19 protein-coding genes and 3 pseudogenes are annotated in these 21,463 nt (G+C 50.0%); 17 read left to right on the forward strand and 5 right to left on the reverse strand.

Features of this window, described 5'->3' with window-relative positions; translation table 11 throughout:
* The first annotated feature begins 2 nt into the window (after nt 1–2).
* The 4 genes from NA986_RS19690 (at nt 3) to NA986_RS19705 (ending at nt 2,454) form a co-directional block, all read left to right on the forward strand.
* Nucleotides 3–521: a fimbrial protein BcfF gene (locus tag NA986_RS19690; protein ID WP_001243231.1), complete on the forward strand. Its 519-nt coding sequence runs from the start codon at nt 3–5 to the stop codon at nt 519–521.
* The gene (bcfG, locus tag NA986_RS19695) at nt 487–1,218 is read left to right on the forward strand and encodes a fimbrial chaperone BcfG (RefSeq protein WP_077957206.1); all 732 of its coding nucleotides are present in this window, start codon (nt 487–489) and stop codon (nt 1,216–1,218) included. Before NA986_RS19690 ends, bcfG begins: the two co-directional genes overlap by 35 nt.
* A gap of 64 nt (nt 1,219–1,282) precedes the next feature.
* Nucleotides 1,283–2,128, forward strand: a complete 846-nt coding sequence (locus NA986_RS19700; RefSeq protein WP_000291393.1) for a DsbA family protein — start codon at nt 1,283–1,285, stop codon at nt 2,126–2,128.
* 38 nt (nt 2,129–2,166) lie between these two features.
* Nucleotides 2,167–2,454, forward strand: coding sequence for a hypothetical protein (locus NA986_RS19705; protein ID WP_000839833.1), 288 nt, complete (start codon nt 2,167–2,169; stop codon nt 2,452–2,454).
* Between the two features lie 99 nt (nt 2,455–2,553).
* On the opposite strand, the pseudogene NA986_RS19710 reads toward NA986_RS19705, so the two are convergent.
* Nucleotides 2,554–3,002, reverse strand: a pseudogene (locus tag NA986_RS19710) (winged helix-turn-helix domain-containing protein).
* 791 nt (nt 3,003–3,793) lie between these two features.
* On the opposite strand from NA986_RS19710, the gene NA986_RS19715 reads away from it, so the two are divergent.
* A complete protein-coding gene (locus tag NA986_RS19715; RefSeq protein WP_001658456.1) occupies nt 3,794–3,955 on the forward strand; it encodes a hypothetical protein in 162 nt (53 codons plus the stop codon).
* A gap of 117 nt (nt 3,956–4,072) precedes the next feature.
* Here the strand turns inward: NA986_RS19715 and NA986_RS19720 are convergent.
* A pseudogene (locus tag NA986_RS19720) lies at nt 4,073–4,470 on the reverse strand (5'-nucleotidase C-terminal domain-containing protein); the annotation flags it as partial.
* A 440-nt stretch (nt 4,471–4,910) separates the two neighbouring features.
* On the opposite strand from NA986_RS19720, the gene NA986_RS19725 reads away from it, so the two are divergent.
* The 8 genes and pseudogenes from NA986_RS19725 to nhaR all read left to right on the forward strand — a co-directional run bounded on the left by NA986_RS19725 (nt 4,911) and on the right by nhaR (nt 12,575).
* Entirely contained in the window at nt 4,911–5,675 is a 765-nt protein-coding gene (locus NA986_RS19725) for an outer membrane protein OmpK (protein ID WP_198910088.1), read from the forward strand.
* A gap of 20 nt (nt 5,676–5,695) precedes the next feature.
* Entirely contained in the window at nt 5,696–7,189 is a 1,494-nt protein-coding gene (locus tag NA986_RS19730; protein WP_000754367.1) for a sulfatase family protein, read from the forward strand.
* Between the two features lie 103 nt (nt 7,190–7,292).
* Entirely contained in the window at nt 7,293–8,489 is a 1,197-nt protein-coding gene (locus tag NA986_RS19735; protein ID WP_001519625.1) for an anaerobic sulfatase maturase, read from the forward strand.
* Between the two features lie 17 nt (nt 8,490–8,506).
* Entirely contained in the window at nt 8,507–9,760 is a 1,254-nt protein-coding gene (locus NA986_RS19740; protein WP_000457885.1) for an IS1/IS1595 family N-terminal zinc-binding domain-containing protein, read from the forward strand.
* A gap of 118 nt (nt 9,761–9,878) precedes the next feature.
* Nucleotides 9,879–10,136 (forward strand): hypothetical protein, encoded by a 258-nt coding sequence (locus NA986_RS19745; protein WP_000528983.1) that lies wholly within the window; start codon nt 9,879–9,881, stop codon nt 10,134–10,136.
* A pseudogene (locus NA986_RS19750) lies at nt 10,058–10,285 on the forward strand (aryl-sulfate sulfotransferase); the annotation flags it as partial. The gene NA986_RS19745 and the pseudogene NA986_RS19750, both read left to right, overlap by 79 nt.
* A gap of 162 nt (nt 10,286–10,447) precedes the next feature.
* The gene (gene nhaA / locus NA986_RS19755; RefSeq protein ID WP_000681340.1) at nt 10,448–11,614 is read left to right on the forward strand and encodes a Na+/H+ antiporter NhaA; all 1,167 of its coding nucleotides are present in this window, start codon (nt 10,448–10,450) and stop codon (nt 11,612–11,614) included.
* Nucleotides 11,615–11,675: 61 nt separating this feature from the next.
* Nucleotides 11,676–12,575, forward strand: a complete 900-nt coding sequence (nhaR, locus tag NA986_RS19760) for a transcriptional activator NhaR (protein WP_000062872.1) — start codon at nt 11,676–11,678, stop codon at nt 12,573–12,575.
* Nucleotides 12,576–12,629: 54 nt separating this feature from the next.
* On the opposite strand, the gene NA986_RS19765 is transcribed toward nhaR, so the two are convergent.
* The 3 genes from NA986_RS19765 to rpsT all read right to left on the reverse strand — a co-directional run bounded on the left by NA986_RS19765 (nt 12,630) and on the right by rpsT (nt 16,801).
* Nucleotides 12,630–14,669 (reverse strand): glycoside hydrolase family 31 protein, encoded by a 2,040-nt coding sequence (locus NA986_RS19765; RefSeq protein ID WP_023239716.1) that lies wholly within the window; start codon nt 14,667–14,669, stop codon nt 12,630–12,632.
* Between the two features lie 39 nt (nt 14,670–14,708).
* The gene (locus NA986_RS19770; RefSeq protein WP_000099989.1) at nt 14,709–16,082 is read right to left on the reverse strand and encodes an MFS transporter; all 1,374 of its coding nucleotides are present in this window, start codon (nt 16,080–16,082) and stop codon (nt 14,709–14,711) included.
* A gap of 455 nt (nt 16,083–16,537) precedes the next feature.
* On the reverse strand, nt 16,538–16,801 hold the full coding sequence (gene rpsT / locus NA986_RS19775) for a 30S ribosomal protein S20 (protein WP_001518655.1): 264 nt from the start codon (nt 16,799–16,801) through the stop codon (nt 16,538–16,540).
* Between the two features lie 105 nt (nt 16,802–16,906).
* On the opposite strand from rpsT, the gene NA986_RS19780 reads away from it, so the two are divergent.
* From NA986_RS19780 to lspA, 4 genes are read left to right on the forward strand one after another with little or no spacing between them, the layout of a single operon-like run.
* Nucleotides 16,907–17,122, forward strand: a complete 216-nt coding sequence (locus NA986_RS19780) for a DUF2575 family protein (RefSeq protein WP_001726890.1) — start codon at nt 16,907–16,909, stop codon at nt 17,120–17,122.
* A 7-nt stretch (nt 17,123–17,129) separates the two neighbouring features.
* Complete coding sequence (ribF, locus tag NA986_RS19785; RefSeq protein ID WP_000767311.1) at nt 17,130–18,068, forward strand: bifunctional riboflavin kinase/FAD synthetase; 939 nt, start codon at nt 17,130–17,132, stop codon at nt 18,066–18,068.
* Nucleotides 18,069–18,112: 44 nt separating this feature from the next.
* A complete protein-coding gene (ileS, locus tag NA986_RS19790) occupies nt 18,113–20,947 on the forward strand; it encodes an isoleucine--tRNA ligase (RefSeq protein WP_023216938.1) in 2,835 nt (944 codons plus the stop codon).
* On the forward strand, nt 20,947–21,447 hold the full coding sequence (lspA, locus tag NA986_RS19795) for a signal peptidase II (protein ID WP_000042736.1): 501 nt from the start codon (nt 20,947–20,949) through the stop codon (nt 21,445–21,447). Before ileS ends, lspA begins: the two co-directional genes overlap by 1 nt.
* Nucleotides 21,448–21,463 lie beyond the last annotated feature (16 nt).

Genomic DNA, 21,463 nt, shown 5'->3' on the forward strand with positions numbered 1-21,463 from the left:
TTATGCGTAACGATATCCTGTACGGCATCGGGATGCTGCTGGCGGCATCCGGCGTCCAGGCGCACGATGGCCGGGTCTATGTTTCCGGAACCATCACGGACAATACGTGTTCGCTCTCTCCTGGCTCGGAAAATATTAACGTGGCGATGGGCGCGGTTTCTCAACGGCAGTTTTATCGCGCAGGCGACGGTTCCGCATGGCAACCTTTTGCTATCGATTTACAGAACTGCGGCAGCACTGCCAGCGGCGTAACGGTCAGTTTTAGCGGTGCGGCGGACAGTCTTAATACGGATTTATTGGCGCTTACCGCAGGGGAAAGCGACGCTTCAGGCATTGGGATTGCGCTTTATGATCAAAATAAAACCTTAATCCCACTGGGGCAGGAGAGTGATGTGGTGACGCTCAGTCCGGGTCAGGCGTCGGCGCATCTGCAATTTTATGCGCGTTATCTTGCCGATGGCGGCACGGTAACGCCCGGGGACGCCAATGCCTCCGCAACCTTCATTCTTGCCTATGAATAAGCTCTTTTTACGCTGCGCGATATATTGGTGCTTGCTTCCCATATCATGGGCGCAGGCTGGCGTGGTAATTGGCGGTACTCGCTTTATCTATCATGCGGGCGCCCCGGCATTAAGCGTACCGGTAAGTAACCATTCAGAAGCGTCCTGGTTAATTGATACGCATATTTTACCTGGTGGCCGCTGGCCTGGAACCAAAAACGAAGGGAATATCACGCCCTTCGTGGTCACGCCGCCATTATTTATGCTTTCAGCGCGCCAGGAAAACTCAATGCGGGTGGTTTATACCGGCGGACCGCTACCCGCCGACAGGGAAAGTCTGTTTACCTTGAGTATCGCCGCCATTCCCTCCGGTAAACCGGAAGCGAACCGTGTACAAATGGCGTTTCGTTCGGCTTTAAAATTGCTCTATCGCCCTGAGGGACTCGCCGGCAATCCGCAGCAGGCCTACCGGCATCTGATCTGGTCGCTTACCCCCGATGGCGCGACGGTACGCAATCCGACACCCTATTACGTTACGCTCTTTTTATTACGCGCTAACGAGCTCGCCCAGGACAACGCCGGGGTCGTGGCTCCCTTTGCAACGCGTCGAACGGACTGGTGCCGGCACGCGGTTCGCTGCACTGTGCGCTGGCAAAGTATTAATGACTATGGGCGGGTAATGCCAGCGCAAACCGTGGATCTGACGCGTATTCATTAACCTATTTTTCAGGCGTCTCCCGATAGCGGGAGGCTTTCCGATCTTATCGAACGAGACTTTTATTATGTATTATCACGCGTTAAAACTTTCCCGACTGGCGATGTTGACGTTGGCAGGCGTTGCCGTATCCGCCTCGGCAATCGCCGCCGATTCTGCCCCGACGTCGCAAATTGGCCCGACGGCGGAAGCCTACATCGTCAGTCATCCGGATAAAGTGGGAGAGGTGGTGGCAACGTACTTGGCCGAACATCCGGAATTTTTGGTCGCCGCCAGTGAGACGTTGCATCAGCGTCAGCAGATTGCGCAACAACAGGCGTATGTTCAACTGGCATTACAGTATCGTGCTGAGTTGCTCAGTAGCAGCAGTCCTTCCGTTGGGCCCAACGAGGCAAAAGCGGCGGTGGTGATGTTCTTTGATTACCAGTGCTCGTGGTGCAGCAAAATGGCGCCTGTGGTCGAAAACCTGATTAAGGCGAACCCGGATACCCGGTTTATTTTCAAAGAGTTTCCTATTTTTTCCTCCCGCTGGCCGGTATCCGGACTGGCGGCAAGAGTCGGCGAACAGGTATGGCTCACCCAGGGCGGGGCAAAATATCTCGACTGGCATAATGCGCTTTATGCCACAGGGAAGGTGGAAGGCGCGTTAACGGAACACGATGTCTACACCCTGGCGCAACATTATCTAACGCCGACGCAGCTGGCCGCCGTAAAAGAAGCGCAAAGCAGCGGTGCAGTACATGATGCGCTCCTCACTAACCAGGCACTGGCGCAGCATATGGATTTTAGCGGCACGCCTGCTTTTGTCGTCATGCCTCAGACGCAAAACGGTGATGTAAAACGGGTGACCGTGATCCCGGGAAGCACGACTCAGGATATGTTGCAAATGGCGATTCAGAAAGCGAAGGGGTGATATTCGCTCAGAGGAGAACGCACAGGAGTGAAAGTAAAATGAAGTCTATGCGTTGCGTCATACCGGTGATTTTACTTTCCTTTATCGTTCATGAAGGGACAGCGAAACCGACCGCTCAGATTCATTTTATGGGATCGGTTGTTGAGGCAGGCTGCTGGAATGACGTGGGAACCTTAGAAATTCAATGCCATAATAAAGAGGGAGTTGAACGTTATATTATTGTCGAGAATATTATCACGCCGATATCGTCTCCTCATGCAACGGTAAAACGAGATTATTTGGATGAAGATAAGCAATTAACAGTGCTACGCATTGTCTATGACTGAACCGCGTAGCAGACCGCAGATAGTGTCCCGTCAGTGTCGTGTGAGGATATTATGAAAAATGTTCTCACCTTCCCGGGACACGGTCTATAGACTTTATCTTCAGATAAATGGCGCTAAAAAGAAAAGTACGATCAATAAAAAAGAGTGGGAATACCAATAGATATAATTTTATTACATCGGTGAGTATGATGTTGAATAGCTTGTGGCGGTATGTCAGCAGCGTCAATGATAAATCTTTCATCGATTTTTATCCCCTGCCTGGGGAGCGTAACGAACAGTTCGAAAAGCCCGATTTGTTGTAAATCTCGTCGCAGCAGATAAAGAAGTTGCGTCAAATTAGCATCGCTAACAAATTGACTTCGCTCTCCCCAAACTGCGTACGCGACACCTTCACGGATAATCAATTCCTGATGTGCGTTTTCTATTAAATAGCTCAGGCACCAGGCCCGCATAAATGTCATTTTGAACGCTGCATTGCTGCGCAAGGACGTGATTTCCCTTAATGATTCATTGTAAATAAACTCATTATTTATTTTATGCTGTCTCATGATTACTCCATTTGTGCTTTCAGGCCATGACATCCCACTTGTTCCGTATAGTCAGCATCGTTGCAACGTGTCCGCTATGCTATGAGCAAGGATAGGTTGGGGCGACAGGCCTGAAAAATCAACTGTCATTAAATTGGCTAAATTGTTTAAGTGAAATAAATGTTATTGTTTTTGTATTCTTTCTATAAGCATGTTGATTCTGTTTTATCAATATTTAATGAGGTATGCATATAACGTGTCGTTTAAGGATTCTCAAACCATGTTTTTGAGCGGTAAATAATATGTATATCATTATTTTTTATTCAGCTGATGAGAATTGTCTGTTGTGATTCATTAATTTGAAAATGCGGTTAGTTACAAAAAAGGACATGAAAATAATATTTTGCCACCGTTTATGCTTAATTTTATTAAGTGGTGCTATGATTTTAGGTTAAGCATTTTTTATGTGCTTGAATGATAATTTATGTTACCTGGTATAACGTTTATTTCGGCCTATTGGTCGGTCTTATGGATGCTATAGGATATAGGTAAAAAGAACTAAATAAATATTCGATGATGGCTTGCTTTCTCAGAATGAAATTTTATGAGTAGATGGCGATATAAAATATTTTTATGATTTTTTTTTGTTATTGCGTTATACATGATAACTATGCTGAACATCTTCGGAATATTACGTTGGACGGGCAGAGAAATTGCCTCTGCATTGCAGAAGTCTCATAACGTATAGTCTGGAGAGCATTATGTATGTAAACCAACAGTCCTCACTCGCCATGCCTGCACCAAGAGCGCCGATGAATCAGAAAATTGATACCGATAACGCGATGGTGCAAAACCATAACGCCATATACCAACAGCTCCTCGACCAAATTCGTGAGGACAATACATATACACATGCCGTTATTACCCTTAATCCTTATGGCACCGCGCCGTTAAGCCTTTATCCTGGTGTCTGAGTTGAAAGCAGCGAACTGGGTATCGTGGAGTTTCTGGTTTTTGACAACGGTAATTATCGTTTCCGCGAAGATAATATCAATCTGCCGCCACCGGGTAACGACCGCATGAGAGTTGTTTTATTTACTGATGTCGTCAACACGCATGGTGTGATCCGGAACGATGTTATTGATATGTTCCATATAATCAGCAATTGCCTGCGAGGTTTACAGCCCTTTAATGTCTTTGACATTTTTACCTTTCGTGAAGTCAAATCCGCCACGGCCTTTACCGATAAAGGAGTCAGCGCGACGGTACTGAATGTCTTGTCTGCGACCTGTTTACCTTTGATATCAAATTCGACAATACGCTGTCCCAGCGGTTTTGTGTTGTAGTGTTTGAATTTGGCCGTTTTCGACACATGCAGCATGCCGTTCTTCGGATCGGCTGCATGAGACATCATCGCCTTCAGATCGTTACCGCTAATTTCCACGTTCATTACGTCGTTAGTAAAAGGATACATACTCAGAACATCGCCGAGCAGGTAATCATCGTCATATCAATAATGGTGTGATGGAGGGCTCCGTTGTTGTGATGGCTGTGCTGGCAGGTTTTCAGGTATTGCTTACAGCGATAGAGTTGCACTCCTGAGGGGGAAATGACCGTTTCGGATCACCCCCTGAGTTACGGAACAGCGGGGCAAATCACATCAATCTTTGCTATCAGTTATCCAAAAGGTAAAGCTTAGTACAACACTAAATCTGCGGTATGACCTAAAAAGATGAAGTGTTGATTTAATAATAAACATTGAGTTATTTTTTATAAAAAAACATTTCTCGACACATTATTTTTAAATACTTTTATCCTGCGTGATGTGAGATTTATATCACTATTCTATAACTAGATTTGGTTAAACTTCGACACCGGAGTAAAACATATTCATTGATGAATAAAATATAACTATGGGAAATATATTCAATGTCTCTGATAAAGCGAACAGTATTATTTAGTCTCTTACTTACAATATCTACTGTTTTTAGCCATTCTGTACATGCACTGGAATATAAGAATTCATTTGGATCAATTAATGCCGGTTATGCTGACTGGAATAGTGGATTCGTCAATGTACATCGTGGGGAGGTGTGGAAAGTAACTGCTGACTTTGGTGTCAATTTCAAAGAGGCAGAATTCTATTCATTTATTGAAAGCAACGTGTTAAATCACGCTGTTGCTGGAAGAAATCATACTGTTTCTGCCATGACTCATGTACGACTCTTTGATTCAGATTATACTTTCTTCGGTAAGATATATGGTCAATGGGATAACTCATGGGGCGATGACCTCGATATGTTTTATGGAGCGGGGTATTTAGGTTGGAGCGGGAGTTGGGGGTTCTTCAAACCCTATATTGGTCTGCATAATCAATCTGGTGATTATGTCTCGCAGAAATATGGGCAGACAAGCGGCTGGAATGGCTATGTTATTGGCTGGACTGCAGCCTATAATTTTAATTTATTTGGTGAAGATTTTGTTTTATCTGACTGGAATGAAATCGAACTAGATAGAAATGACGCTTATACGGAGCGGCAATTCGGTCGAAATGGATTAAATGGTGGATTAACACTGGCATGGAAATTTTATCCCCGCTGGAAAGCTACTGTGACATATCGTTATTTCGCGAACAAACTAGGTTATGACGGATATGGAGACCAGATGATTTATATGGTCGGATATTCATTTTAAATAAAATCAAAGGAGTTGAAATGAAAAAAACAGTCATTGCCAGCATGATTGGACTGGCGCTTTGTGCGACAAGTACGTTATCTGTCGTGCACGCGGCTGCCGAAAAACGCCCGAACTTAGTTTTTATTGTGGCAGATGATCTTGGCTATGGTGATTTGGCGACTTACGGTCACCAGATAGTAAAAACCCCGAATATTGACCGCCTGGCGAAAGAAGGGGTCAAATTCACTGAATACTATGCGCCGGCTCCTTTGTGTTCTCCTTCCCGCGCCGGGATGTTAACAGGCCGTATGCCCTTCCGCACCGGTGTACGCTCCTGGATCCCTGAAGGTACTAATGTTTCTATTGGACGTAACGAATTGACCATAGCCAATCTGCTGAAACAGCAGGGTTACGATACCGCGATGATGGGTAAACTGCATCTCAACGCCGGGGGCGATCGTACCGATCAGCCGCAGCCGAAAGAGTTAGGTTTTGATTACTCTCTGGTGAACCCGGCTGGCTTTGTGACCGATGCTACGCTGGATAATGCCAAAGAGCGCCCGCGTTACGGCGTCGTCCACCCAACCGGCTGGATGCGTAACGGCAAACATATTGATCGTGCCGATAGCATCAGCGGCGAATTTGTCAGTTCTGAAGTGGTGAACTGGCTAGATAACAAGAAAGACGACAAACCGTTCTTCTTATACGTTGCCTTTACGGAAGTTCACAGCCCGCTGGCCTCGCCGAAAAAATACCTCGATATGTATTCACAATACATGAGCGAATACCAGAAGCAGCATCCCGATCTGTTCTACGGCGACTGGGCGGATAAACCGTGGCGCGGTACCGGTGAATATTACGCCAATATCAGCTATATGGATGCGCAAGTCGGTAAAGTACTGGATAAAATTAAAGCGATGGGGGAAGAAGATAATACCATTGTCATCTTCACCAGTGATAACGGCCCAGTGACGCGTGAAGCGCGTAAAGTCTACGAGCTGAACCTCGCAGGCGAGACTGACGGTCTGCGCGGACGTAAAGATAACCTGTGGGAAGGCGGTATTCGCGTTCCGGCAATTATCAAATACGGTAAACACATTCCACAGGGCGTCGTTACCGATACGCCGGTGTATGGTCTGGACTGGATGCCGACGCTGGCGAACATGATGGATTTCAAACTGCCTACTGATCGTACATACGACGGGCAATCGCTGGTTCCGCTGTTGGAGCAGAAAACGTTAAAACGTAATAAGCCGCTGATCTTCGGTATTGATATGCCGTTCCAGGATGATCCGACCGATGAATGGGCGATCCGCGACGGCGACTGGAAGATGATCATCGATCGCCAGAATAAACCTAAATATCTCTATAACCTGAAAAAAGATCGGTTCGAAACGCTGAACCAAATTGGCAAACAGCCTGAAATTGAAAAACAGCTGTATGGCAAGTTCCTGAAAATGAAACAGGACATCGATAACGACTCATTAATGAAAGCCCGTGGCGACAAACCAACGCCGGTGACCTGGGGCTAAAAGGATAATTATAAAAAATTAAGTATGCCACTTAGGGCTCTGCCCGCCTGATTCAGCGCCCTCGTGCTGAGTCAGGTTCTTTTATTTTAGGGATACGGAAAATATGCAACGGAAAAGCTGTCAGGTAATGATCAAACCGACCGGGTCGGTGTGTAATCTTGATTGTAAATATTGCTTCTATCTGGAAAAGGAAATGCTCTATCCCGATAGAAAAAACCATTACAAGATGACGGAAGAAACGCTGGCGTTGTTTGTGCAACAGCATATTGCGGCGCAGGATGTGGATGAAGTGATTTTTGCGTGGCAGGGTGGGGAACCGACGCTGATGGGGCTGCCATTTTACCGCCAGGCGGTAGCGCTCCAGCAACGTTATGCTAATGGAAAAGCCATCGTTAATACTTTTCAGACCAATGGCATTCTGATTGATGATGAATGGGCGAGATTCTTCAGGGCGCATGACTTTCTGGTTGGTATTTCGATTGATGGCGATGCGGCGCTGCACGACGAATGGCGGGTAACTCGCGCAGGGCAACCTACCCATCATAAAGTTGAACAGGCGATAAAATGCCTGGCGAGTCATGGCGTTGAATTTAATACTCTCACGGTGGTGAGTCAGAGCAATATGCTGCACCCACAGCGGGTTTATGCGTATCTGAAATCTATCGGCAGCCGCTATATGCAGTTTATTCCGCTAGTGGAAAGAGCGGCAAATAAAGACGGAATGCTGGCGCATCCGCAGGACGAGCAAACTGCAGTAACCCCCTGGTCAGTGGACGGATTACAGTTTGGAAAGTTCCTGAATGCCATTTTTGATATCTGGATCCGCGAAGATATTGGTGATATCGGCATTCAACTCTTTGAACAAACGCTGGCGGCATGGTGTGGACTCCCCCCTCAGGTTTGCGTTTTTGCGCCCGTTTGCGGTAGCGCTTTTGCAATGGAAATGAATGGCGATGTGTATAACTGCGATCATTTCGTTTACCCGCAATATAAGCTCGGCAATATTAACGACACGCCGCTGCGTCAGATGAATAATAGCGCGAAAAACCAGCAGTTTGGTCTCGATAAAAGCCGCACGATGGCGCAGGAATGCCATACCTGCCCGTGGCAATTCGCCTGTTATGGCGGTTGCCCTAAACACCGCTTTTTGCCTTCGGCTTGCGGACCGATGAAGCAAAACTATCTTTGTGCCGGCTATCAGTGCTTTTTCTCTCATACCGCGCCGATGATGAAAGCGATGAAAACCCTTTACGTAAATAACCTGTCACCGGCGGAGATCCGGTCTGTTTTTTTTAAGTAATGCTCAAGGAGGAACGCATGTTTGCCAATATTAATGTGGACTGCTGTAAAACGCCGGGATGTAAAAATCTGGGCGTGTTGAACAGTCCGGATTATGTCCGCCAGGGAAAAGATGTTCTTTGTCGGGAATGTGGTTTCCTGTTTCCTGTTATTTCCGCTGGGGCGTTAAATCTTTTTCGCCACACGGTAAACCGGGGATGGAAAGGCCTGGTCAAACAGTGTCCTGCCTGCGGCAGCACCTCATTAAAGAAATACGGCTTCTCGACTCAGGGCGAACACCGCATGGCGTGTAGTCAGTGTCGGAAAACGTTCATCGTCCCCGAAAAGGCAAAAAGCGATTGCCGACAGGACGAGCTGGCAACCCTAATTGAGGAAGGGACGTCGCTTGCCGGGATCCGCTCACAGCTGAAATTAGACAGCACAGGCCTTAACCGGGCGCTGTTTAAACTATCCCGTAATGCAAACCTTGCCGAGCGATGCCAGCAGTTTCCGGCCTTCGATATCGCACTCAGCACCCGCGCTTTCCGGGTGAACTATAACGGTGGAGACAGCAGCCTGTATGTTCTGGTGACGGCAGAAGAACAAAGCGGAAGGGTGGTGGCGATTTCGTCAAATTATTCAGCACAGCCGCTGGATAAAGCCTGGCAGTATCAGTCGTATTATGAAGAACGGCTACCTCCGGGAACGCTGGCGCATATGGTGCAACGTAAGGAAGCGATTACAGCGCGCCGCGAAACTTTATTTGATATCGATTACGGCCCGGCCTCGTTATATAAGAATGACTCCGGAATGATCGTAAAGCCGGTGTTGCCTGCCTACCGCCATTTTGAACTGGTGCGGATGCTGACGGACGAACGCTCCTTAAACGTTCAGCATTACCTCGATCATGAATGCTTTATTCTGGGGGGATGCATGATGGCGAATATGCCGCATGTCCATCAGGGCCGTTGCCATATTTCATTTGTCAAAGAACGCGGTACGACGCCGCTGCAAAAAGATATTCCGCCACGCCTGTTTTTAAGCGGCGGTATCCGTAACAATGTCTGGCGTACTTTTTCTACCCGCGATTATGCTATGGCGGTGTGTAATCTCACCGGTAATAAAAAAATTACCCAGCAACGTTATGCTACGTTACAAGGCGCGACGGCGTTCATTAATTATCTGTATGCGCATCCTTTTTTGGCGCAGCTTAATCGTCTGTCACCGGCAAATGTGACGGCAACGCTGGATTATCTGAAGTATGAATATAATCAATCCCGTAAGGTCGGATAACGCATCGCATGCCGTGTGATAGAGCTGAGTCGATGGCTTTTGATTATCAGCCCAACCCTCTCCAGCGTATCTATTTCGTTGTTCCAGCAAGGAACGACAACGATATACTGGAGAGAGCATGGGGCCGTTCAAACATCAAAAGAATACGCTTCCTGCCCCGTGTCTTGCCGTCAATCAGAGGCTTGATAAGCAAAATGCGATGGTGCTCAACCATACGGCGATTTATGAGCACAGCCTCAGCCAGATCACAGAAAGTAATACAGTACAAAATGCGCTGATTATTCTTAATCCGCTTATGGCCGCGCCATCTCTTGCCAGCCTGGCGAGAGCGATATTATCGATCCGCAGGCGGGCAGCGAGGCGATGGGGCTGCTAATTTTACAGGAGATTGCGCCTACGGAGAAAACCGTGCTTTTTGAAGCGACCATGACGTCAGGTTACTACAAAAACGCGGAAACGAACGGGGAAGGCTATCGCTACGATATTACCAGTTTCCGGGTGTATAAAATGGATCTGTACGCGTAGCGGTCTATCATCAATGACTGACTGCACTAAAAAGGTCCGGCGTAAGTCGGACTTCATTTCGTAAAAAACGAGCTATTCATCATATATAATCTAATTTTAACGATGAGTCAGGCGAGGTAAGATAGTAGATTCGAAGAATTCACCTGATTGAGAGAATAAAAAGTGAAACATCTGCACCGATTTTTTAGCAGCGATGCCTCTGGGGGCATCATTCTCATCATCGCCGCTGCGCTGGCTATGCTGATGGCCAATATGGGCGCGACCAGTGGATGGTATCATGATTTTCTGGAGACGCCGGTTCAGCTACGGGTTGGGGCGCTTGAAATCAACAAAAACATGCTGTTGTGGATCAACGATGCGCTGATGGCCGTGTTTTTCCTGTTGATTGGCCTGGAAGTTAAGCGCGAACTGATGCAAGGCTCGTTAGCCAGTCTACGCCAGGCTGCTTTTCCGGTGATTGCCGCCATCGGCGGGATGATTGTACCGGCATTGCTCTATCTGGCCTTTAACTACTCCGATCCGGTCACTCGCGAGGGCTGGGCTATTCCTGCCGCGACGGATATCGCCTTTGCGCTGGGCGTGTTGGCGCTGTTGGGCAGCCGGGTTCCGCTGGCGCTGAAAATATTCCTGATGGCGCTGGCGATCATCGATGATCTCGGCGCCATCGTTATTATCGCACTGTTTTATACCAGCGATCTTTCTATCGTCTCGCTGGGCGTGGCGGCGTTCGCGATTGCCGTGCTGGCGCTGCTGAACCTGTGCGGCGTCAGACGGACAGGGGTATATATTCTGGTCGGGGCAGTGCTGTGGACGGCGGTACTGAAGTCCGGCGTTCACGCGACGCTGGCAGGCGTCATTGTCGGTTTCTTTATTCCGCTGAAAGAAAAACACGGTCGCTCGCCGGCCAAGCGTCTGGAGCATGTTCTGCACCCGTGGGTCGCGTACCTGATCCTGCCGCTCTTCGCTTTTGCGAATGCCGGCGTTTCTCTTCAGGGCGTCACGATTGACGGTCTGACCTCCATGCTGCCGTTGGGAATTATTGCCGGTCTGCTGATTGGTAAGCCGCTGGGGATTAGCCTGTTTTGCTGGCTGGCGCTGCGTTTCAAGCTGGCGCATCTGCCGCAGGGGACCACTTATCAGCAAATCATGGCGGTCGGCATTTTGTGTGGCATTGGCTTTACGATGTCCATCTTTATCGCCAGCCTGGCATTTGGCAATGTCGATCCGGAACTTATTAACTGGGCGAAATTGGGCATTTTGATTGGTTCATTGCTCTCCGCAGTGGTGGGGTATAGCTGGTTGCGCGCGCGTTTGAACGCGCCGGCATAACCAGTACGAAGGAAAGGGGGAGCGATGTATCGCTCCCTTGCGACATTGAACAGGGAGAGGAATGAGCATGTCTCATATTAACTACAACCATCTTTATTACTTCTGGCATGTCTATAAAGAAGGTTCTGTCGTGGGTGCCGCAGAGGCGCTTTTTCTGACGCCGCAAACCATTACTGGTCAAATTAAAGCTCTGGAAGAGCGTTTACAGGGGAAGCTATTTAAACGTAAGGGACGCGGTCTTGAACCCAGCGAACTGGGCGAGCTGGTTTTTCGCTATGCGGACAAAATGTTTACGCTAAGCCAGGAGATGCTGGATATCGTCAATTACCGCAAAGAATCAAACCTGTTGTTTGATGTCGGCGTCGCCGATGCTTTATCCAAGCGTCTGGTCAGCAGCGTTCTGGATGCGGCGGTGGTGGTGGACGAACCCATACATCTGCGTTGCTTCGAGTCCACGCACGAAATGTTGCTCGAACAGCTCAGCCAGCACAAGCTGGATATGATTATCTCCGACTGCCCGATAGATTCCACGCAGCAGGAGGGGCTATTCTCAGTCAAAATCGGCGAATGCAGCGTCAGTTTCTGGTGTACGAATCCGCTTCCTGAAAAAGCGTTCCCTGCCTGCCTGGAAGAGCGACGTTTGCTGGTGCCGGGACGGCGCTCGATGCTGGGGCGTAAGTTGTTGAACTGGTTTAATTCGCAGGGGTTGCAGGTTGAGATCCTCGGTGAATTTGATGACGCGGCCTTAATGAAGGCGTTTGGCGCGACGCACGATGCGATTTTTGTGGCGCCGAGCCTTTATTCGCTGGATTTTTATGCCGATGAGTCGGTAATAGAGATTGGGCGCGTGGAGAATGTCATGGAAGAATATCATGCGATTTTTGCCGAGAGAATGATCCAGCATCCGGCGGTGCAGCGTATTTGCAATGCGGACTACTCGGCGTTGTTTAAACTACAGTAGACGTACCTACTGTAATACTTCCGGCTGCGGTATTAACCCGCAGCCGGAATCATTCTACAAGTTCAGCAGGCTACGGTACTGCCCACCTTCGCGGATAAACACCGGAATTCTGTTCAGTGGCGTAGCGTAATGCAGCGTCTGCCCTCCTGAATAGCTTTCACCGGTCGCAAGATCCGTCCATGTTTCCCCTTCTGGTAGCCAGACATCACGCTCGCGCATACCTTCATGCATGACGGGGGCGATCAGCAGGTCAGGACCAAAACAATACTGGTCGGTGATTGCCCAACTTGTTTCCTGTTCGGGGAATTCAAAGAACAGGGGGCGCATCACTGGCGTATTGTGCTTATGGGTTTCCTCCATCAGCGCTTTGATATAGGGCTTGAGTTTTTCTCGCAACGCCAGGCAACCTGTCAGTACCTCGCATACTTCCTCACCGTAGCTCCAGACCTCGTTCGGCGCACCTGTAGGGCACTGGGCGATACCATCCCGATACGGTTGTGCGGGTAAAATCTGCGGATCGCGGTTGCCGTGCAGACGCATCACCGGGCTAAAGACGCCCCACTGGAACCAGCGAATCAGCAATTCATGGAATTTCGGGTCGTGAATATTACCGCCATGAAAACCGCCGATATCCGTCGTCCACCACGGTATCCCCGCGATTCCCATATTGAGTCCGGCAGCAAACTGGTTGCGCAGCGATCTAAACGAGGAGTGAATATCCCCTGACCAGACCAGCGCGCCGTACTTCTGACTGCCGGCCCAGGCGCAGCGTAGCAGGTTGATAACCTGGTCTTCGCCATCGGCTTTCATGCCGTCAAAAAAGGTTTTAGCGTACATACGTGGGTAGATATTGCCCACTTCCAGTACCGGCCCGGCATGGTAGCGATAGTTGTCGTAGTCGTAAACGCTGAACTCAGGTTCGGCTTCATCTAACCAGAATAACTTCACGCCTTTATCGTAATAGTTGCGTTTGGCTTTGCCCCAGACGTAGTCGCGCGCGCCCGGATGAGTCGCATCAAAGTAAGTGGTATTGCCGAGGAAATCCATATTGATCGGCAAGCCACGTTCCGTTTGTACCAGCCAGCCGTTTTCGCGCATCTCCCGATAGCTTTCGGTACGGTTATCCACCGTCGGCCAGACGGAGACCATCAGCTCAATTCCCAGCGATTTCAGCTCGGCAATCATGGCATCAGGATCGGGCCAGTCGCGCGCATCGAACATCCAGTCACCCTGATTCGGCCAGTGAAAGAAGTCGATTACGATCACTGAGATAGGCAGATTGCGGCGCTTATATTCGCGGGCGACCTCCAGCAGCTCTTCCTGCGTACGATAACGGAGTTTGCACTGCCAGAAGCCCATGGCGTAGTCCGGCATCATCGGCGGTGTGCCGGTAGCCAGCGCGTAAGCCCGACTAATTTCTGCCGGGGTATCGCCAGCCGTGATCCAGTAGTCTAACTGTTCGCTGACCTGCGCTTCCCATTCGGTAACGTTTTGGGCAAAGGTTACGCGTCCGACTGCCGGGTTGTTCCATAAAAATCCGTAGCCCAGACTGGAGAGCATAAACGGTACTGAGGCCTGGGAGTTACGTTGCGCCAGCTCAAGCACGCATCCTTTGAGATCCAGGTTGGCCTGTTGATACTGCCCCATACCATAAATTTTTTCCCCTTCGGTGGCCTCGAAGCGGGCTTTCAGTGAATATTTCCCACCCTGAATAGGGCGGAACTCGCGTCCCTCAAGGTTGAGTGCGCTGACGTACTGGCCGTGAGATGATTCATCCTCGCCAATTTCGCCCCGCAGGCGCCAGAACTCCTGCAACAGGGGTTTGTGTGGATGGCGGTAAAAGGTAACCTGTCCTTTTTGATTGACGATAGCGATAATTTTGCCGTTGGTCAGCGTTGCCTGGTGGTGCTCATAATCAATGTGGCACTGGCTTTCTGCGACTGGCTCAGTCAATGCCCAGTCTTCATTTCTCATTACCGGCAGATGACGGCCGCTGCGTACGCGCAGGCTGTTCTCGCCCCAGGGTTCAATCCATAAATAGCGATCGTTTTGCTGCCAGACCAGACGACGCGGGTCTTGTTGCATAAATGGCATGGTAGTGCCTCCCATATTCGAGGGTGAAGGTAAAGAACGTTATGAGTTGACGGTTTCCAGATCGTGGCGAATCTTCTCTTCCATCGCTTCGTATTTGCGAAAGAAAAGTAGTGGGATCGCTGCGAGCGCGAAGAGTAGGGCGGGTGCCCAGATAAAGGCCCAGATAATGCCCTCCAGACCCGCAGCACTCTGGGCATGGTTGGGGACATAGCCAAAACTGTTCATGATCCAGGCGGCGAAAGCGGTGCCGAGGCCACTACCCATCTTGATGCAGAAGGTACTGCCGAAGGCGATAAGAATGCCGGTAGCCTTAATACCGGTCTTCCAGGCGCCAAAATCAACGGCGAAGCCCAGCATGGCAAACGGCATTGAGCAGGCGATACCGCTGCCGATATTGCCGAGTATCCAGGCGGCGATGAGGAAAGTAATGTTGTCCGCTGCCAGCCACATCATGACGCCGCCAAACGTGGCGACCAGCAGACCGCCTACCCATATCCAGGTTTTAGCCAGGTATTTGCTAAAGAAGGGGATAGCGATGATAAACAGGATCTGAATCGTCGCCAGGCTGTTAATCAGCGGTACCAGATCTTTACGGTCGAGGTTGTAGGTCAGATAATAGACAATGGTCGTGTTGCGCTGCTGTAGGGCAATCCAGAAGATCAGATTAGCCAGCACCATCAGGATCCACGGCCAGTTACCTTTCATCGCCGCGAAACTTTTTTTCATCGGCAACTTAGGTTCATGCTGTATTTTATCCGTATCCATTTCACGAATGTTTTTAAACGCAAAGAGCGTTAGCGCGCAGGATATAATGGCAAACGTAATTGCCGTATAAATAAAACCAGCGTGATCATCACCGTTACCTAAAAAAGCGACTAACGGCAAGGCGGTCGCGTTCATTAATAAAACCCCAATTTGCCCACCGGTCATTCGCCAGGAATTTAAAACCAGTCTTTCCTTGGGAGATAAGGTCATCAGGGGTAATATTGCACTGAGTGGTGTATTAAGTCCGGTAAATAGAATGCTGGCAATCATATAAGATATTGCTGCATAGATGGCTTTTCCTGTCATACTGATATCAGGAGACCAAAATGACAGCGCGCTGAATACCGCAAAAGGCAGCGGTAACCATAAAAACCAGGGACGACATTTACCGTAGCGTGAACGCGTTTTATCGATGATGATCCCCCATATGGGGGCGTCTATGCCATCGATAATACGCGCCAGCAGCAGGATAACGCCTGCTACGGCAAGGCTAATGCCCGCAACGTCTGTGTAGAAATATAAAATGTACGTTGAACCGAAGCAGTACAGCAGATTACCCGCCACATCCAAAGAGCCGTAGCTAATACGCTGTAGTAAAGACAATGATGCTGACCCGGAAGGCTGGGTATCCTCAATGACAGAACTCATAATGATAACTCCGATATTGGTACGATACGCCCAGAAAAACAACCTCTACTTTCTAAGCAAGTTTTGAATATTATTTTTATGTCGTTTTTGAATTTAACCTCAGATTAAAATGAGTAAGTAAGGTGTACATGAAAAGTAGTTAACCCGACGGCATCAATCAATTATTAAATCTTACATCAGGATTGCGTTTATTAGTTTTTGAATGAGCGATTTTTTTATTTGCTAAGGTGGTCACAGTTTTTTCAGTAATGAAATAAGAAAAGGAAAACAGTGAAAGAAAATAACTTTCAAGTATTACGTGACTGAGGGAGGGGTAGCTGAAAAAATAGGCTGGTCAGGAAGAGCGTGAACGAGTGAGGTCAGAGCCAGCGGTTGTCGAGCAAAACGGCAGATAGCAGGCATAAAAAAACCCGCTTTACGCGGGTTTTTCTACAAAGCTGATAACAAGCAGGCGATTAAGCCAGTTTGTTGATCTGTGCAGTCAGGTTAGCTTTATGACGTGCAGCTTTGTTTTTGTGGATCAGACCTTTAGCAGCCTGACGGTCCACGATCGGTTGCATTTCGTTAAATGCTTTCAGTGCAGCAGCTTTGTCGCCAGCTTCGATAGCTGCGTATACTTTCTTGATGAAAGTACGCATCATAGAGCGACGGCTTGCGTTGTGCTTACGAGCCTTTTCAGACTGAACGGCGCGCTTCTTAGCTGATTTGATATTAGCCAAGGTCCAACTCCCAAATGTGTTCTATATGGACAATTCAAAGGCCGAGGAATATGCCCTTTTAGCCTTCTTTTGTCAATGGATTTGTGCAAATAAGCGCCGTTTAAATTGCAGCACTCGTTGCGTAGTGATGGCGCAGGATTCTACCAGCTTGCGTGCTGTGAATACAGCCTTTCCATGAGAAAAATTGCATTAAGCGGCGGGTTTTGGGGCGGAGTTTGCCGCATGGCGATGAAAAGCATCTTCTTTATGTTTCATCAGGGCAATAGTCGGTTAACCTTGACCGCTGTACAAGGTATACTCTTGCGATTTTCACTGTTTTGAGTCAGACATGAAGCTGATACGCGGCATACATAATCTCAGTCAGGCCCCGCATGGGTGTGTGCTGACCATTGGTAATTTCGACGGCGTACATCGGGGGCATCGCGCTCTACTGCAGGGTTTGCAGGAAGAAGGACGCAGACGCGGTCTGCCGGTGGTGGTCATGATTTTCGAACCGCAGCCGCTGGAGCTGTTCGCGACGGATAAAGCGCCCGCTCGCCTGACGCGCCTGCGTGAAAAACTGCATTACCTTGCGCAGTGCGGCGTGGACTATGTGCTGTGCGTGAAATTCGATCGCCGCTTTGCCGCTTTGACGGCGCAAACGTTTATCAGCGAACTGCTGGTGGAGCGTCTTGGCGTGCAATTTCTTGCCGTCGGCGATGATTTCCGCTTTGGTGCTAGCCGCGCGGGCGATTTCTTGTTATTACAGAAGGCGGGGGCGGAGTATGGTTTTGCGGTTTCCAGCACCCAAACCTTTTGTGAAGGCGGCGTGCGTATCAGTAGTACCGCAGTGAGACAGGCGCTGGCGGAGGATAACCTGGCGCTTGCCGAAAGCCTGCTGGGACATCCCTTTACTATTTCCGGGCGTGTCGTTCATGGCGACGAGCTGGGACGTACCATTGGCTTCCCGACGGCGAACTTACCGCTGCGCCGTCAGGTCTCCCCGGTCAAAGGGGTCTATGCGGTGGAAGTCACCGGGCTTGGCGATAAGCCGTTACCCGGCGTAGCGAACATTGGCACTCGTCCAACGGTGGCTGGCGTGCGTCAACAACTGGAAGTGCATCTGCTGGATGTTGTAATGGACCTCTACGGTCGCCATATAGATGTAATACTGCGTAAAAAGATACGTAATGAGCAGCGATTTGCGTCGCTTGATGAGCTAAAAGCGCAAATCGCACGCGATGAGTTAACGGCCCGCAAGTTTTTTGGGCTAGCCGGGCAGGTGTAACCCTGACGGTGTTTATCAAACCGAAATACGGAACCGAGAATCTGATGAGTGACTATAAATCGACCCTGAATTTGCCGGAAACAGGGTTCCCGATGCGCGGCGACCTCGCCAAGCGTGAACCGGGAATGCTGGCGCGTTGGACCGATGATGATCTGTACGGCATCATTCGTGCGGCCAAAAAAGGCAAAAAAACCTTCATTCTGCATGATGGCCCTCCATATGCGAATGGCAGCATTCATATTGGTCACTCAGTTAACAAGATTCTGAAAGACATTATCGTGAAGTCCAAAGGACTGTCGGGATTTGACTCGCCTTACGTGCCGGGCTGGGACTGTCACGGTCTGCCTATCGAGCTGAAAGTCGAGCAGGAGTTCGGTAAGCCGGGCGAGAAATTCACCGCCGCTGAATTCCGCGCCAAGTGCCGCGAATATGCCGCTACGCAGGTTGACGGCCAGCGTAAAGACTTCATTCGTCTGGGCGTGTTGGGCGACTGGTCGCATCCGTACCTGACTATGGACTTCAAAACCGAAGCCAACATCATCCGTGCTCTGGGCAGAATTATCAAAAACGGTCATCTGCACAAAGGCGCTAAGCCGGTGCACTGGTGCGTTGACTGCCGTTCCGCGCTGGCGGAAGCGGAAGTTGAATATTACGACAAAACGTCACCGTCTATCGACGTGGCGTTCCGCGCCGTCGATCAGGATGCGGTGAAAGCGAAGTTTGGTCTGCCGGGCGTGAGCGGCCCTGTGTCGCTGGTTATCTGGACCACCACGCCGTGGACTCTGCCGGCTAACCGCGCCATCTCCCTGGCGCCGGACTTTGATTATGCGCTGGTGCAGATTGACGGCCAGGCGGTGATTCTGGCGAAAGATCTGGTTGAAAACGTCATGCAGCGTATTGGCGCGGCTGAATACACCATTCTCGGCACCGTTAAAGGCGCGGAGCTGGAACTGCTGCGCTTTACCCATCCGTTTATGGGCTTTGACGTGCCGGCGATCCTCGGCGATCACGTCACCCTGGACGCCGGTACCGGCGCGGTACATACCGCCCCTGGTCACGGCCCGGATGACTACGTGATCGGCCAAAAGTATGGCCTGGAAACCGCTAACCCGGTTGGCCCGGACGGCGCTTACCTGCCAGGCACATATCCAACGCTTGACGGTGTTAACGTCTTCAAGGCGAACGATATCGTTATTGAACTGCTGAAAGAAAAAGGCGCGCTACTGCATGTCGAAAAAATGCAGCACAGCTATCCGTGCTGTTGGCGTCACAAAACGCCGATCATTTTCCGCGCGACCCCGCAGTGGTTCGTCAGCATGGATAAAGAAGGGCTTCGTCAACAGTCGCTGAAAGAGATCAAAGGCGTTCAGTGGATCCCGGACTGGGGTCAGGCGCGTATTGAATCAATGGTCGCTAATCGTCCTGACTGGTGTATCTCACGTCAGCGTACCTGGGGCGTACCGATGTCGCTGTTCGTGCATAAAGAAACGCAGGAGCTGCTGCCGATTGAGCGTACTCTGGCGGCGATGGAAGAGGTGGCGAAACGCGTCGAAGTTGACGGTATCCAGGCGTGGTGGGATCTCGACCCGAAAGAGATCCTCGGCGAAGATGCCGATCAATACGAGAAAGTTCCGGATACGTTGGACGTTTGGTTTGATTCCGGTTCCACCAGTTACTCCGTGGTTGACGCACGTCCGGAATTCGCCGGTCACGCTGCCGATATGTATCTGGAAGGGTCTGACCAGCATCGCGGCTGGTTTATGTCCTCCCTGATGATTAGCGTGGCGATGAAAGGCAAAGCGCCATACCGCCAGGTACTGACTCACGGTTTCACCGTCGATGGTCAGGGGCGCAAGATGTCCAAGTCCATCGGTAACACCGTGTCGCCGCAGGATGTGATGAATAAACTGGGCGCGGATATCCTGCGTCTGTGGGTAGCGTCTACTGACTATACCGGCGAAATGGCGGTCTCTGACGAGATCCTCAAACGTGCTGCCGACAGCTATCGTCGTATCCGTAATACCGCGCGCTTCCTGCTGGCGAACCTCAATGGCTTCAATCCGGCCACCGATATGGTCAAACCGGAAGAGATGGTGGTGCTGGACAGGTGGGCGGTGGGCTGCGCGAAAACGGCGCAGCAAGAGATTCTGAAGGCATACGAAGCTTACGACTTCCATGAAGTGGTACAGCGCCTGATGCGCTTCTGCTCCGTTGAAATGGGCTCGTTCTACCTCGACATCATCAAAGACCGCCAGTACACCGCGAAGGCCGATAGCGTCGCGCGTCGTAGCTGCCAGACTGCGCTGTATCATATCGCAGAGGCGCTGGTTCGCTGGATGGCGCCGATCATGTCCTTCACGGCTGATGAAATCTGGGGCTACCTGCCGGGCGAGCGTGAAAAATATGTCTTCACCGGCGAATGGTACGACGGGTTGTTTGGCCTGGAAGAGAATGAAGAATTTAATGACGCATTCTGGGACGATGTCCGCTATATCAAGGACCAGGTCAACAAAGAGCTGGAAAATCAGAAAGCCAATGGCATCAAATCGAACCTGGAAGCAAAAGTGACGCTGAAATATGCTGACGATGCTAACGGTACGATCAAGAAGCTGAAACTGTTGGGTGAAGAGGTCAGATTTATCTTCATTACTTCCCAGTTCGTGATTTCTGAGCAAGCGGGGGGTATTGATGATGAAAATATTCAGTACAATGCTGGTAATACGACAGTTCAGGCAGTGGTAACGCGTGCCGAGGGTGATAAGTGTCCGCGCTGCTGGCACTACACTACTGATGTCGGCAAGGTGGCGGAACATGCAGATATCTGCGGACGCTGTGTCAGCAACATCGCCGGTAATGGCGAACAACGTAAATTTGCCTGATGAGTAAACCACTCTGTTCAACAGGACTACGCTGGCTATGGCTGGTAGTAGTCGTGCTGATTATCGATTTGGGCAGCAAATACCTGATCCTCCAGAATTTCGCTCTGGGGGATACGGTAGGGCTGTTCCCGTCGCTTAATCTGCATTATGCGCGTAACTACGGCGCGGCTTTTAGCTTCCTGGCGGATAGCGGCGGCTGGCAGCGCTGGTTCTTTGCCGGGATTGCGATAGGGATCTGCGTAATTCTTTTGGTGATGATGTATCGCTCGAAAGCGACGCAGAAGCTGAATAACATCGCTTATGCGTTAATCATCGGCGGCGCGCTGGGTAACCTGTTCGACCGCCTGTGGCACGGCTTTGTTGTCGATATGATCGATTTTTACGTCGGCGACTGGCATTTCGCGACGTTCAACCTTGCCGATAGCGCGATCTGTATCGGTGCGGCGCTGATTGTACTGGAAGGCTTTTTGCCGAAGCCGACAGCGAAAGAACAGGCATAAGCGTAAATACCGGGTG

Origin of the sequence: Salmonella sp. NW177, from assembly GCF_051811585.1 — a bacterium.
GTDB classification, from domain to species: domain Bacteria; phylum Pseudomonadota; class Gammaproteobacteria; order Enterobacterales; family Enterobacteriaceae; genus Salmonella; species Salmonella enterica.